This is a genomic window from Pseudoduganella lurida, from assembly GCF_007830455.1.
GTDB lineage: Bacteria > Pseudomonadota > Gammaproteobacteria > Burkholderiales > Burkholderiaceae_D > Rugamonas > Rugamonas lurida.
Map to the genome: position 1 here is coordinate 19,979 of NZ_VLLB01000008.1, position 14,300 is coordinate 34,278.

General features: G+C 70.1%; 8 protein-coding genes. 6 read left to right on the forward strand and 2 right to left on the reverse strand.

The window, feature by feature from the left end; translation table 11 throughout:
- Nucleotides 1-14: 14 nt before the first annotated feature.
- Nucleotides 15-767 carry a PEP-CTERM sorting domain-containing protein gene (locus tag IP91_RS26505; protein ID WP_229474722.1) on the reverse strand — a complete coding sequence of 251 codons (753 nt, stop codon included), beginning with the start codon at nt 765-767 and terminating at the stop codon, nt 15-17.
- A gap of 215 nt (nt 768-982) precedes the next feature.
- Here IP91_RS26505 and IP91_RS20010 point away from each other — a divergent pair, with 215 nt between their 5' ends.
- The 6 genes from IP91_RS20010 to clpB all read left to right on the forward strand — a co-directional run bounded on the left by IP91_RS20010 (nt 983) and on the right by clpB (nt 11,274).
- A complete protein-coding gene (locus IP91_RS20010) occupies nt 983-2,020 on the forward strand; it encodes a DUF2804 family protein (protein ID WP_229474765.1) in 1,038 nt (345 codons plus the stop codon).
- A gap of 16 nt (nt 2,021-2,036) precedes the next feature.
- Nucleotides 2,037-4,445, forward strand: coding sequence for a bifunctional acetate--CoA ligase family protein/GNAT family N-acetyltransferase (locus IP91_RS20015; RefSeq protein WP_145651256.1), 2,409 nt, complete (start codon nt 2,037-2,039; stop codon nt 4,443-4,445).
- A gap of 273 nt (nt 4,446-4,718) precedes the next feature.
- Nucleotides 4,719-5,381, forward strand: coding sequence for a hypothetical protein (locus tag IP91_RS20020; protein ID WP_145651270.1), 663 nt, complete (start codon nt 4,719-4,721; stop codon nt 5,379-5,381).
- Nucleotides 5,382-5,474: 93 nt separating this feature from the next.
- On the forward strand, nt 5,475-8,051 hold the full coding sequence (locus tag IP91_RS20025; RefSeq protein ID WP_145651272.1) for a DUF349 domain-containing protein: 2,577 nt from the start codon (nt 5,475-5,477) through the stop codon (nt 8,049-8,051).
- The gene (locus tag IP91_RS20030; protein WP_229474724.1) at nt 8,048-8,572 is read left to right on the forward strand and encodes a molybdenum cofactor biosynthesis protein MoaE; all 525 of its coding nucleotides are present in this window, start codon (nt 8,048-8,050) and stop codon (nt 8,570-8,572) included. The genes IP91_RS20025 and IP91_RS20030 overlap by 4 nt, the downstream gene beginning before the upstream one ends.
- 92 nt (nt 8,573-8,664) lie before the next feature.
- Complete coding sequence (clpB, locus tag IP91_RS20035; protein WP_145651274.1) at nt 8,665-11,274, forward strand: ATP-dependent chaperone ClpB; 2,610 nt, start codon at nt 8,665-8,667, stop codon at nt 11,272-11,274.
- A 68-nt stretch (nt 11,275-11,342) separates the two neighbouring features.
- Here clpB and IP91_RS20040 read toward each other — a convergent pair whose 3' ends face one another.
- Nucleotides 11,343-14,243: an ATP-binding protein gene (locus tag IP91_RS20040; RefSeq protein ID WP_158643177.1), complete on the reverse strand. Its 2,901-nt coding sequence runs from the start codon at nt 14,241-14,243 to the stop codon at nt 11,343-11,345.
- Between the last annotated feature and the right edge of the window lie 57 nt (nt 14,244-14,300).

Genomic DNA, 14,300 nt, shown 5'->3' on the forward strand with positions numbered 1-14,300 from the left:
GTAGGGCCGTCGCGTCAGGCAGCCATGGCCGGCTGACGCCGGCGGCGGCCCGCAAAGCCCACCACGGCCAGACCAGCGCCCAGCATGCCCCAGGTCGTAGGTTCCGGCACCGCGACCAGGTTGTATTCGAATGTGTTGGCGCGGCCGGCAGCGTCGCCCATCGGGTCGAGCGTACCGTTCGGATTGACGTTCGAGTTATAGATCGAGAAACCCTTGGTGAGCGGGTCGGCGTAATAGCCGGTGGCGTTCTCCAGCACGGAATTGATCGCGAACTGGTCGGCCGCCAGGAACACGTACTGGTCGATGGTGGCGTAGTCGCCCTTCGTGGCGGGGTCGAAGCTGATGGTGTTGTAGAAGCGTTTGATGGTGCGGCCATCGCCATCCGTATCGGTATGAATCACGGAGTTGACCGTGCCGACCGTCTTGAAGGTGAACAGCCGGTTGTCCACCTTCAGGGCAACGTCCAGCGCGGCATCGTTGGCACGCATCCAGTGACGGTCGATGCTCGAGGTGACGTTGTTGCTGCTGAAGGCGCTGGTGACGGTGAGCTCGTAGCTGAAGTTGCCGTTGATTTCGCCTTGCGGGAAAAGGCCGTCAAGGAAGAAGCCTGCATTCGTGCCGGTGGTGCGGGTGGTAATGGTGTAGAACTCGGCGCTGGCCGGTACGCAGGCCGCAACAGCAATGACGGCGAGGCCAGTCAGGGCGGCTTTGCGAAGGAATACAAAGGGGCTGACATGCAGGCGTGCTTGTTCTTGGCTTGTTTTCATACTCCGCTCCCGGTTGGACTATCACGCAAATACTAAGAGTATAGGCGCACCAGAGGCGAGGCGGGACATAAACTTGTAACTTCTGCAATATGTGCTTGACATCAAATCGTGCATGGCATCCACCCGTCCTCATTCGGGCGGCATGGGGGCTGGCAACACGCTGGCCAGGCGCTAGAATGGGCAGCCCAACATCACCTTCAGGAGCCGAGTTGACCGTGCCGCCAGTCTCCGTATTGCCCGTGGCGGACCGACCTGCTGCCGCGCAGGCCCTGCTGCCGCCAGCCCCGCCCCGCATCGTGGGACCGGACGGCCTGCCGCTGCTGGGCCGCCATGCCGGCAGCCTGCAGGGGTGCGACTGGCACCGGCTGGCACCGCCGTACCGGCATGGCGCACCATGGCGCTTCCTGCATCACAAGCGCTGGCATTACGTGGCGCTGTCCGCGCCGGAGATGTTCTGCGCGGTGGCGCTGGTGGACCTGGGCTGGTTCACCACCTGCTTTGCCTGGGCGTTCGAGCGCACGGAAGGCGACATGCTGGCCAATTTCGCGCAGGATGGCTGGCCGGGCCGGCTGTCGGGACGGCTCGCCGACGATGGACTCGGTATCAGCCGCTTCGCCCGTGCCGGCGTGACGATCGAACTGGGCCCGGACGGCCTGGCGCTGCGCAGCCCGTGGCTGGAAGTGGATGCGGCGTTCGGCCCGGCCGCGGCGCCGGCGCTGGTGGCGGCGGGCCTGGTGCCGGGCGGCGGCGTGCATGCCACGCAGAAGTCGGGCTGCCTGGCATTGTCGGGCGAAGTGCGCACCTGGCGCGGCGAGCATCCGCTGGCCGGCGGCACTGCCAGCATCGATTACTCGAACGGCCTGCTGCCGCGCGAGACGGCCTGGCGCTGGGCCTCGGCACACGATGGCGACCTGGGTTTCAACCTGGGGACCGGCTATTTCGGCGCCAATGAAAACGCCCTGTGGCTCGATGGCGCGCTGCACCCGCTGGCCGCCGCGCGCTTCCTGCACGATCACCAGGATCCCATGGCGCCGTGGCGCCTGTTCACCGAGGACGATTGCCTGGACCTGGTGTTCACCCCGCAGGCGGCGCGCCGCGAGGAGCGCCGGCTGCGCAGTGCGCGCATCGCCGCCAGCCGTTATGTGCAGCCGTTCGGCACCTATTCCGGCTGGGTGCGCGCCACGTCCGATGCCCCGAAACGCATGGTGGCGCAACTGGCCGGCGTGACGGAACAGCATTTCGCGCGCTGGTAGCGGCCGGAGACCGTGAATGAGCGTCCGCAACCTGGAATACCTGTTCGAGCCCCGCTCGATCGCCATCGTCGGTGCCTCGCAGCGCCCTGGCCGGCTGGGCACGACGGTGCTGGACAATATGGCCGCCAGCGGCTTTGCCGGCCCGCTGTGGCCCGTCAATCCGAAGTACGACACGCTGCGCGGCATCGCCTGCCACGCCCGCATCGCCGCGCTGCCGGCCGCGCCGGACCTGGCCGTGCTGTGCACGCCGCCGGACACGCTGCCCGGCCTGGTGGCGGAGCTGGGCGCCCGCGGCACCCGCGCCGCCATCGTTCTGACGCCGCTGTCGCCGGAACGGGATGCACGCCTGCATGCGGCGCTGCTGAAGGCGGCCCGCCCGCACCTGCTGCGCATCCTCGGCCCCGGCGGCACCGGCCTGATCGCCCCCGCCGCCGGCGTCAATGCCAGCGTCGCGCACGTGGGTGCCCAGGCGGGCATCCGGGCTGGCCAGATCGCCTTCGTGGCGCAGTCGGGCATGCTGATGACGGCCCTGCTGGACTGGGCCGGCCGCCAGCACATCGGCTTCTCGCGCGTCGTGTCGCTGGGCGGCGGCGGCGACGTGGACGTGGCAGACCTGCTCGACTTCCTGGCCGGCGATGCGGACACCCAGGCCATCGTGCTGCACCTGGAAAGCTTCGGCAATGCGCGCAAGTTCCTGTCCGCGGCGCGCGTGGCGGCCCGCGGCAAGCCGGTGGTGGTACTGAAATCGGGCCGCGGCACGGACCGGGAAGAGCGCGTGATCGACGCCGCCATCCGCCGTGCCGGCATGCTGCGCGTGTACTCGTCGGCGGACCTGTTCGACGCGGTGCAGACCGTGGCGCGGGCGCGCACGCCGGCCGCCGCCACCGGCGAGCACGAGCGGCTGGCCGTGATCAGCAACGCGACCAGCCTGGGCCTGCTGGCCACGGATGCGCTGGCGTGGACCGGCGGCCGGCTCGCCACGCTGTCGCCGGCCACCGTGCGCGCCCTGCAGCCGCTGCTGGAAGAGGGCGCGCAGCCGGCCAACCCGCTCGACATCGGCGTGCGTGCCGGCGTGGACCGCCACGTGGCGGCGGTGCGGGCGCTGCTCGACGAGCCAGGGGCGGACGCGCTGCTGCTGGTGCACGTGCCCACCGCCAGCGCCGGCAGCACCGCGGTGGCGCAGGCGTTGGCGCCGCTGGTGCGCGCGGCGCCCCGCACCGTGCTGTCCTGCTGGCTGGGTGGCGACGGCGTGCAGGCGGCCCGCACGGTCTTTGCCGATGCCGGGCTGCCGACCTATGACACGCCGGAAAAGGCGGTGCGGGCCTTCCGCCAGATCGTCCAGTACCAGCGCAACCAGGCGCTGCTGAACGAAGTGCCGGCGCAGGTGCCGGCCACCGGCGAGGCGGAGCGCGCGGCGGCGCGGGCGATCGTGGCGGCAGCGCGCCGGCAGGGCCGCGGCAGGCTGCGCGAGGACGAGTGTCGCACCGTACTGGCCGCCTATGGCATCGGTTCCGTGGCCCCGCAGGACGGCAACGATGGCGGGCCGCCGCTGCGCATTGCCATGCACGTCGATCCCGTCTTCGGTCCCGTGCTGGACTTCGGCCTGGGCGGCGCCGCCGGCCGGCTGGTGCCCGATGGCGCGGCCGGCCTGCCGCCGCTGAACCTGGTGCTGGCGCGCGACATCGTGCGGCGCAGCCGGGCCGGTGGGCTGCTCGCCGACCCGGCCGCCGCGTGCCGGATGCTGGTGCGCGTGGCGGACCTGGTCACCGACCTGGCCGAGGTGGCCGCCCTGCAACTGGACCCGCTGGAAGGCGCCGACGACGAGCTCGGCGCGGCGGCGGCGCACATCGAACTGGGCCCGGCGCGGCCGGAAGCGCTGATGGCGATCCGCCCGTATCCGCAGGCGCTGGAGGAAACGGTGCAATGGCAGGGCGCGCCGCTGCTGCTGCGGCCGATCCGGCCGGAGGACGGGCCGGCCCACGTGCGCTTCTTCGCGGCGCTCGACCAGGACGATGTGCGGCTGCGCTTCTTCACCGTGCTGCGCGAGCTGCCGCCGGCCCAGCTGGCACGGCTGACGCAGATCGACTACGACCGTGCGATGGCCTTCATCGCCACCCGGCCCGGTGCGGACGGCATGGCCGAGACGCTGGGCGTGGTGCGCGCGGTGGCCGATCCGGACAACCACAGCGCCGAGTTTGCCGTCGTCGTGCGTTCCGACCTGAAGGGACTGGGCCTGGGCACGATCCTGTTCGGCAAGCTGGTGGCCTATTTCCGCGCGCGGGGTACCGGCGCCCTGGTCGGCGACGCACTGGCCCGCAACGATGGCGTGCAGGGCCTGGTACGGCGCTTCGGCGGCTCGGTGCGGCCGGGCAGCGCGCCGGACAGCGTCCGCCTCGCCATTCCCTTGCATGGGAAGTCATCCTAGCGCCGTCGGAATTCGCAGCCCCGACCTTGCGCTGTGTCAAAGTGCTTCCGTCGGCCCTATTTACACTCTCAGCTTCCGTACGCTTTCCGCGGGCGCCACGTCGTCCTCGCGCAGCTTGTTCGCAATGCGTCGCGGCGCATCGCAGTTATTTCCAGCTCCTTGCAGTTCATTGCAGTTCATTGCAGTTCATTGCAGTTGGTTGCAGTCGGTTGCAGTTCGTCCGCAGTCCGTTCAGAGTCTAGCCACACCTGGGCACACGATGGGGGAATCCACATGCTAACGGCTACCTATGCGCTGGTTGCCCTGTCCGTCGAGCAGGCCAATATCCGTCTCAGCGTACTTTCATTCCAGAAATATGTGGAGTCGACGCTGACCCGTCAGCACAGCCTCACCCTGTCCCAGCTTGAATACGCATGCGAAACGCTGGAGCGCCTGTACCAGGCCTGCAGCTGGCGCAAGATCGAGCTGTACCTGATCCCGGCGCTGCGCCAGGCCACCGAGCGGGCCGACCAGCTGCTCGACGAGCTGTCGCGCCTGAACGGGTTTGCGCTGGGCATCGTGCGGCGCCTGAAGGAGCGGCTGGAGCATGCGGGGGCCGGCAGCGTGGAGCCGGACCCGGGCATCTGCGAATCGATCGAAACGTTCTGCGGCACGCTGCTGCAGCGCCTGGAGAAGGAAGAGCAGGAGCTGTTCGCCATCGCCCGCAGCGCGATCTGCGGAGAAGCCTGGTTCGCGATCGCCAACAAGCTGCTGGCACACGACGCCCAGGTGGCCGAGGCACGTCGCCACGGCGAGGGCCCCGGGAGCGATGTGATCGCGCTGGTGCCGCGCCTGGCCCCGCCGGCCGAGCCGGTGGCGGCGATCGAGATCCGCATGCCGGCGGCGCGCCTGCGCGAGCGCGAGCGGGCCGCGCCGCGTGCCGCCGCGGCGGACTGAGGCAGGGCGGGCACGCCGTCCGGCCCGCACCGGCGCCGCCGCGAAAAGCGTCGCTGCGCTATGATGGCGTTTTTGATCCATCGATAGCACATCATGTTTGAATTCCTCTTCAAACGCCCGGGCGACAAGGGCACCGATCCGCAGGCAGCCGAAGGCGCCGGCCAGGGCGGTGCGCCGGAGGCCGCGGCCCGCGAAGCGGCCGCCGCGCGGCGCGCCGAGCAGGCCGAACGGGCCCGCACGCTGGCCGCCGACGAGGCTGCTGCCGTCGAGCTGATCCTGCAGAGCGAATTCGCCGACGTGCGGCTGGCCGCTGCCGAGCACGTGGTGTCCCGGCCGATGCTGGAAAAGGTCCAGGCAGCCGTGCGCAACACGGACCGCCGCGTTGCCAAGCTGGTGCAGGGCCGCCTCGATGCACTGCGGCACCGCGAGATGGAAAGCCGCCAGGCCGAGGCCACCATTGCCGCCGCGCAGCGCCTGCTGCAGGACGAAAAGCTGGCACCGAACCAGGTGGCCGACCTGGACCGTCAATGGAAAGTGATCGATGCACCGCCGGAGATGGCCGCGCAGTTCGACCAGCTGCGCGCCGCGCTGGGCAGCCGGCTGGAAGCGCAGGTGACGCTGCAGCGCGCCGCGATCGATGCGCTGGCGGCGCTGCGCCGGCTGGCCAGCGGCGATGGTGCGGAGGCCGAAGCCGAGCTGGCGAAGCTGGAAAGCGCCCACGCCACCTACCTGGCCTCCCCCGAAAAAAGCACGCTGCCGCGCCACCTGCTGGGTGACGTGGAAGAAGCGCTGGCCGGCGCCCGGGCGGCGCTGGCACGGATGAGCGCGGCCGCGGCGCCAGCGCCAGCGGAAGTGCCTGCCGGCGATGCCCCCGAGACGGCCGAGCCGGCCGGTGTGTCCGCCCCGGCCGATGTCGCAACGGCCGACATTGCCGCTGCCGGCGCCACCGATGCCAGCCCGGACACCGCTGCCCCGGCCGGGCCCGCTCCTGCACCCGCCCGTCCGCCCAGGGAAAAGAAGATCACCCCGGCCGACCGCGAGGCCAACGAACGCTTCATGGCCCAGGTCGCTGCAATGGAAGCGGCGCTCGAAGCAGGCCAGCTTCACACGGCCGCCGAGCACGACAAGGCTTTGAAGGACAGCAAGACCGGCCGCCTGACGCCGCAGCAGGGCGAGCGGCTGGCCCATGTGCGCGCCGAACTGAAGCGGCTGTCCGCCTGGGCGCGCTGGGGCGGCAATGTGTCGCGCGAGGAGCTGGTGCATGCCGTCGAAGGCCTGCCGGCGCAGAACCTGGCGATGGCGGAACTGGCCCGCAAGGTCAGCGCGATGCGCGAGCGGTGGAAGTCGCTCGATACCGTCTCGGGCCCGGCGCCGAAAAGCCTGTGGGAGAAGTTCGACGCGGCCTGCACGGCGGCCTACGCGCCGGCCGCCGCACACTTCCGCCACCTGGCCGACGAACGCCATGGCAACGCCGCGAAGGCGCAGGCACTGGTCGACGAGGTGCAGGCGCTGGTGGCCGATTCGCCGGCGGCGCGGGAAGACTGGCGCACGCTGGCGTCGTCCTCGCAGCGGCTGCGCCAGGCCTGGAGCCGCCTCGGCACGATCGACCGCAAGGACAAGAAGCGTCTCGACACGGCCTTCGGCAAGGCGATGGAAACGCTGATGGCGCCGCTGGAAGCGCAGCGCGGCATCGAGGTGGCCCGCCGCGAACAGCTTATCGAGGAAGTCTACAAGCTCGATCCGGCCGATCGCCACACGGTGGACACGCTGCGCGGCCTGCAGGAGGCGTGGCAGGGGCATGCCAAGGCGCTGCCGCTGGAACGCCGCCAGGAGCAGGCGCTGTGGCAGAAATTCCGCGCCGCCTGCGACACGATTTTTGCGAAGCGCAAGGAATCGGCCCACGCCGCCGACCACGAACGCAAGGCCCACCTGCATGCCCGCGAAGCCATCAGTGCCCAGCTGGAGGCCTTCACGTTCGACGGCGACGATGCCGATGCCGATGGCGGCAAGGCGCGCCAGGCGGCCATCACGAAGGCGCTGCGCGATGCGGCCACCGCCTGGCATGCCACCGGACCGGTGCCGCGGGCCGCGGAAGGGCGCATCGAGCAGCGTTACCGCGCCGCTGTCAGCGCGCTGCAAGGGCAGGCCGACACGATCCGGCGACAGGCCGGCACGGCGCAGGCCAATGCCTTGCGCGATCGCCTGCGTCTCGTGCAGGCGCTGGAGGCAGCCGTCGCCGGCACTGAACCCGTGGAAGCCGATGCCTGGAACGGGCGCTGGCAGGCCCTGGCGGCGCTGCCGGGCGACGCCGACCGCACGCTGCATGGCCGCTTCAATGCGGCGCTGGCTGCGGCGGCCGGGGAGGCCAGCGAGCGCGCCGCGTATGCCGCCACGCTGGAAGGGAACCGTGCGCGCCTGCTGACGGAAATCCTGCGGCAGGAAATCGTCGCCGGCATCGACAGCGGCGCCGAGTTCGCGCGCGACCGGCTCAAGATGCAGGTGGAAGTGCTGCAGGATTCGCTCAAGTCCGGCCACAAGGCCGGTGCCGGGGCGGGCCGGCCGGCCGCCGGCATCGCGCCGCCGCTGCTGGCGCTGTGCGCACTGCCCGCGCTGGTGGACGACCGCACCGCCAGCCGCATGGATGCGCTGCTGCGCAAAGAGGCGAAATGACGACAGACGTCTCGAAGCCCGAGCCATCGCCCGGCATCATGGCCAGCCGGGTGCGCATCCAGACCGCCGACTTCGACCTCTCCACCGAAGTGGCGGCGCTGCGGGCCAACGGCGCGAAGGTGGGCGGCATCGTCACCTTCGTGGGCACGGTGCGCGACCTGAACGAGGGGGCGCAGGTGGCCGCGATGGAGCTCGAACACTATCCCGGGATGACGGAAGCCTCCATCGACGCGATCATCGACCAGGCCCTGGCGCGCTGGCCGATCCTCGATGCGCTGGTGGTCCACCGCGTCGGCCCGCTGCTGCCGCGCGACCAGATCGTGCTGGTGGCCGTCACGTCGCCCCACCGCGGCGAGGCGTTTGCCGCCTGCGAGTTCATCATCGACTACCTGAAGACGGCGGCGCCGTTCTGGAAGAAGGAAGACACGCCGGCCGGGTCCCGCTGGGTGGATGCGCGCGTGAGCGACGACGAGGCGCTGCGCAAGTGGGCGCCGCCCGGGCAGGCTGCCACGCAAGGTTGAGTGCCGTATTGACTGGCGTAAAAAAGCCTGCTTGAAATAGTGCCCGCACAGCCCTACTTTATCGCCAGATAAAAAATTCAGGAGCAAGTGCAATGCGTCAAGACAAACTCACCACCAAACTCCAGGAAGCGCTGGCCGATGCCCAGAGCCTGGCCGTCGGGGGCGACAATCCCTACATCGAGCCCGTGCACCTCTTGAGCGCCCTGCTGAACCAGGACGACGGCGGTGCCCGTTCGCTGCTGCAGCGCGCCGGCGTCAATGTCGGCGGGCTGTCGGCCGCGCTGAAAGGCGCCGTCGAGCGGCTGCCGAAGGTGTCCGGCACGGGCGGCAACGTGCAGGTCAGCCGCGAATTCATCAACATGCTGAACCTGGCCGACAAGGAAGCGCAGAAGCGCGGCGACCAGTTCGTGTCCGGCGAGATGGTGCTGCTGGCGCTGGCCGACGACAAGTCCGATGCGGGCCGCCTGGCCAAGGAAAACGGCCTGACCCGCAAGTCGCTGGAGTCGGCCATCGATGCCGTGCGGGGCGGCGGCAAGGTCGATTCGCAGGAAGCGGACGGCCAGCGCGAATCGCTGAAGAAATACACGCTGGACCTGACGGAGCGGGCGCGCCAGGGCAAGCTCGACCCCGTGATCGGCCGCGACGACGAGATCCGCCGCGCCATCCAGGTGCTGCAGCGCCGTACCAAGAACAATCCCGTGCTGATCGGCGAACCGGGCGTTGGCAAGACCGCCATCGTCGAAGGCCTGGCGCAGCGCATCGTCAACAACGAAGTGCCCGATTCGCTGCGCGGCAAGCGCGTGCTGTCGCTCGACATGGCCGCGCTGCTGGCCGGCGCCAAGTTCCGCGGCGAGTTCGAGGAACGCCTGAAGTCCGTGCTGAACGAACTGGCGAAGGACGAAGGCCAGACCATCGTCTTCATCGACGAGCTGCACACGATGGTCGGCGCCGGCAAGGCGGAAGGCGCGATGGACGCGGGGAACATGCTCAAACCCGCGCTGGCCCGCGGCGAGCTGCACTGCGTGGGCGCCACCACGCTGGACGAGTACCGCAAGTACATCGAGAAGGATGCCGCGCTGGAGCGCCGCTTCCAGAAGATCCTCGTCGACGAGCCGACCGTGGAGGCGACGATCGCCATCCTGCGCGGCCTGCAGGACAAGTACGAGCTGCACCACAAGGTGGAGATCACCGACCCGGCCATCATCGCCGCGGCCGAGCTGTCGCACCGCTACATCACCGACCGCTTCCTGCCCGACAAGGCGATCGACCTGATCGACGAGGCGGCCTCGAAGATCAAGATCGAGATCGACAGCAAGCCGGAAGTGATGGACAAGCTGGAACGCCGGCTGATCCAGCTGAAGATCGAGAAGGAAGCCGTCAAGCGCGAGAAGGACGAAGGCTCGCGCAAGCGCCTCGACCTGATCGACGAGGAAATCGCCCGCCTGCAGCGCGAGTACAACGACTTCGAGGAAATCCTGAAAGCCGAGAAGGCCAATGTGCAGGGCACCACGCACATCAAGGAAGAGATCGAGCGCATCCGCCAGCAGATGGAGGAAGCCACGCGTGCCTCCAACTGGGGGCGCGTCTCGGAACTGCAGTACGGCAGCCTGCCGCAGCTGGAAGCGCAGCTGAAGCACGCCGAATCGGCTGGTGCGGACGCAGGCCAGGACAAGCCGAAGCTGCTGCGCACGCAGGTCGGTGCCGAGGAGATCGCCGAGGTGGTGTCGCGCGCGACGGGCATTCCCGTGTCGCGCATGATGCAGGGCGAGCGGGACAAGCTGCTGCACATCGAGGAAAAGCTGCACGAGCGCGTGGTGGGGCAGGACGAAGCCATCGAGGCGGTGGCCGATGCGATCCGGCGTTCGCGCGCCGGTCTGGCCGATCCGAACCGGCCGTACGGTTCCTTCATGTTCCTGGGCCCGACGGGCGTCGGCAAGACCGAGCTGACGAAGGCGCTCGCCGCCTTCCTGTTCGACACGGAGGAGTCGCTGATCCGCATCGACATGAGCGAATTCATGGAGAAGCATTCGGTGGCCCGGCTGATCGGCGCGCCGCCCGGCTACGTGGGCTACGACGAAGGTGGCTACCTGACGGAAGCGGTGCGCCGCAAACCCTACAGCGTGATCCTGCTGGACGAAGTGGAGAAGGCCCACCACGACGTGTTCAACGTGCTGCTGCAGGTGCTCGACGATGGCCGCATGACCGATGGCCAGGGCCGCACGGTGGACTTCAAGAACACCGTGATCATCATGACGTCGAACCTGGGCTCGCACAAGATCCAGTCGATGGAGGATGGCGATCCGGCGGTGACCAAGCTGGCCGTGATGGCCGAGGTGCGCGGCCACTTCCGGCCCGAGTTCATCAACCGGATCGACGAGATCGTGGTGTTCCATGGCCTGGACGAGAAGAACATCGGCTCGATCGCCAAGATCCAGCTGAAGATCCTGGAAGACCGGCTGCAGCGCATGGACATGGGGCTGCGCGTGACGGACGATGCGCTGCAGAAGATCGCCGAGGCGGGCTACGATCCCGTGTATGGTGCGCGGCCGCTGAAGCGGGCGATCCAGCAGCAGATCGAGAATCCGCTGTCGAAGCTGATCCTGGAAGGCCGCTTCGGACCGCAGGACACGATCCGCATCGATGCGCGCGACGGCGCGCTGGTGTTCGCGGCGGACGGCAAGGAGGAAGCCGTCAGCCGCTAGTTCCCTGCACGCGGCCGTGGCTGGTCGACACCTGCCCACGGCCATCGTTCAAGGCGCGCATCGCGCCTTCAGAGCGGCATCCCTACCGGCAGCGCACCTTCGGGTCCGCTGCCGTTTTTCATTGGTGCCGGCGGCAAGTGCCAGCCGGCTTTGCCGCGCAGGGTGTCGAGCAGCCGGGAAGCGGCCAGCAGGTCCGCGGTGCCATGCCCTTCGCTGAATTTGCCGATGGCGAAGCCCAGCAGTTCGCGCGCCTGAGGCACGGAACCCCGCGCCGCCCACGAAGCGGCGAGGCTGGTGGCCGCGCGCAGTTCCCAGGCCGGCGCGCCCTGGTTACGGGCCAGCAGCAGCGCGGCCCGAAACCGCATCTCCGCGCCCGCCGGGTCGCCAGCGGCCAGCAGCCGCTCGCCTTCGATGCGGCGCAGTTCCGCGGCACACCAGCGCGCGCCGCCGCCTTCCGCATGCCGCAGCAGGCGCTCGTCGGCATAGCGCGGATCGAGCGTGGCCAGCGTTTCGAGGTGCGGTGCGGCCAGCGCCGTGCCCAGCGGCCCAGCATCCAGCACGCCGTAGCGGTACTCGCGCGCCAGCATCTGCCAGTGGGGCAGGGCGCAGGATGCCGCTTCCAGTTCTTTCAGCGCGGCCAGCACGGTGGCGCGCTCGCCGCACCACCAGGCCACCGGAATCAGCGCGAACGCCAGCACGTAGCACAGCGAGGCCTGGGCGCCGGGGTTGCCCAGCACCCGCGCACGGAGCACGCCGTTGCGGGCGCGCTGCAGCGCATCGTCGGGATAGCCGAGCAGCCAGCGGCTGCGGGCCAGGGTCACGCCCGCGGCAACGTTTTCATCCGTATGCAAGGCCGTGCGGCCGTTGTTGCCATTGCCGCCGGTGTAGCCATTGCCGCCGGTGTAGCCATTGTGACCGTTCTGACCGTTCTGACCGTTGTGACCTTTGTCACCATCGCTGCCGTTGCCCGCGCCGCCCATCGGGATGCAGCGCGCCTGCAGGGCGGCAGCCAGCGTGGCGGCCGGTGCCTGTTCGCCGGACAGGTGCAGCGCCAGCGCTGCCGCGCGGTCATGGGTGCGCCAGGCCGCGTCGTTGCTGCCGGCCCGCTGCGGGTCGTCCAGGCCCTGCCGGAAGCGGGCGGCCAGCGCCAGCGCCGCGGGATAGTCGCCGGCCAGGATTTCTTCCAGCGCCAGGCCGGAGAAGGTGGTGGCCAGCAGCCCGGGATTGTCCTCGATGCGGCCTGCCAGGGCGAAGGCGCGCGCGTAGGCGGCCCGACCGGCGCCGGGGCCGTCCAGGTAGACGGCCGTGGTGCCCAGCGCCGCGCCAAGCGCCATCGCCACCTCCGCGTCGGCATCGGCCGGCAGGCGCGCGACCGCCTGCTCCAGCAGTGTGCGGTGCTCCGTCAGCTGGCCGCCATCGATCCACAGCGGGCCCGAGGCGATCAGCAGCGCGGTGCCGGCATGTGCGTCGCCATCCGGCCCGAAGGCCCAGTCCAGCGCGTGCCTCACCTCGGCCAGGTCGACTGGGGCGCCGGCCTGCAGGCGCGCGCGGCAGTCCGCGACCAGCGCCGCCAGCACCATCTTTTCCTCGTCGACGGCCAGCAATCGGCGGGCATGGCGGCGGGTGGTCGGATACAGGCGGCAGTGCAGCACACCCTCCAGCATCATCGTCGCCAGCAGCGATTTCGCGCCCAGCGTGGCGATCGCGTCTTCGACGTTGCCGGCACCGATGCCTGCACCCGTGGCGATGCGTGCCGCGCTCGCGAGCGGGAAGGCGGCGGCAAAAATGGCCATCCGCCGCAGCACGGCCGCCTCGACGGCGGTGAGCGTCGCATGCGACCAGTCGAGGCACGCGCGCAGCGAGCGGTGCCGGGCGGCGGCCCCCTTGTCGTGTCCGGCCAGTACGTCGAGATCGTCATCGAGCTGTCGCAGCAGTTCGCGCACCGGCAGCCGGTCCAGCTGCTGCGCCGCCAGGTCGAGCGCCAGCGGCAGGCCGTCGAGGCGCCGGCACAGCTCGGCCACCGCGGGTGTATCGGCCTCGGCCAGTGCAATGCCGTGCAGCGTGGCCACCCGCTCGGCAAACCAGGCAGTGGCGGGCCAGCCCAGCGCTTCGCGCGCGGTGCGCACATGCACGGGTGGCGTGGCCAGAGGCGGCACGCAGTGTACCCATTCGTCGGCAGTGCGCAGCGCTTCGCGGCTGGTGGCGAGCAGGCGCAAACCGGGCACGTCGCGCAACAGCTGCCCGGCCAGCATGGCGGTGGCATCGATGGCGTGATCGCAATTGTCGAGCAGGAGCAGTATGGGGCGGCCGGCGGCATGTGTACGCAGGCCGGCTGCCGGATCGCCCCCGCGCGGCAGGCACCATGCCTGCGCCAGCGCGGCGGCCGGATCCGGCGCGTCGGCCAGGTCGACGCGGCAGGTGACGTACCGGCTTGCGACAGCAGCCAGCACAGCCCGCGCGACGGTGGATTTGCCCACGCCGCCCATACCGGTCAGCGTGACGAGGCGGCGCGCGGGCAGGGCGGCGGCCAGCATGCGCACCAGCGCGGCGCGGCCGCCGTCGTCCGCGGCGGCCTGGGCCGTGGCCCGGCGCACGGGGGCCACGAACACATAGCCCTGGCCCGCCACGCTGACGATCAGGCGGGCCTCGGGGCGGTCGCGCAGTGCCTTGCGCAGCGCCGTCATGTGCACGCGCAGGTTGCTGTCCTCGACCACCGTGGCGGGCCAGACCCGCCGGATCAGCTCGGCCTTCGGCACCGTGGTGCCGGCCTGTTCCACCAGCACGGCGAGCAGGTCGAAGGCGCGCGAACCCAGCTTCACCGGCAGGCCGTCCTCGAGCAGCACGCGCTGCACCGGCAGCAGACGGAAGGAACCGAACAGCAGGCACTCGCCGGCCACCGCGGCGGCATCGGGTGCATCCTGGGTCCCGGTTACGCGGGCTGCCTGCTGCGGGGTGTACGCTGGGTCCATGGCGGGCATCTTCTCGGAGTGGGCATAGCGATGATAAGGACATTCAATGACGGCAAG

What these genes read in the sequence shown, in the direction of transcription:
- IP91_RS26505 (WP_229474722.1), bottom strand. Translation starts at nt 767, where the DNA reads ATGAAAACAAGCCAAGAACAAGCACGCCTGCATGTCAGCCCCTTTGTA.
- IP91_RS20015 (WP_145651256.1), top strand. Translation starts at nt 2,037, where the DNA reads ATGAGCGTCCGCAACCTGGAATACCTGTTCGAGCCCCGCTCGATCGCC.
- IP91_RS20020 (WP_145651270.1), top strand. Translation starts at nt 4,719, where the DNA reads ATGCTAACGGCTACCTATGCGCTGGTTGCCCTGTCCGTCGAGCAGGCC.
- IP91_RS20025 (WP_145651272.1), top strand. Translation starts at nt 5,475, where the DNA reads ATGTTTGAATTCCTCTTCAAACGCCCGGGCGACAAGGGCACCGATCCG.
- IP91_RS20030 (WP_229474724.1), top strand. Translation starts at nt 8,048, where the DNA reads ATGACGACAGACGTCTCGAAGCCCGAGCCATCGCCCGGCATCATGGCC.
- clpB (WP_145651274.1), top strand. Translation starts at nt 8,665, where the DNA reads ATGCGTCAAGACAAACTCACCACCAAACTCCAGGAAGCGCTGGCCGAT.
- IP91_RS20040 (WP_158643177.1), bottom strand. Translation starts at nt 14,243, where the DNA reads ATGGACCCAGCGTACACCCCGCAGCAGGCAGCCCGCGTAACCGGGACC.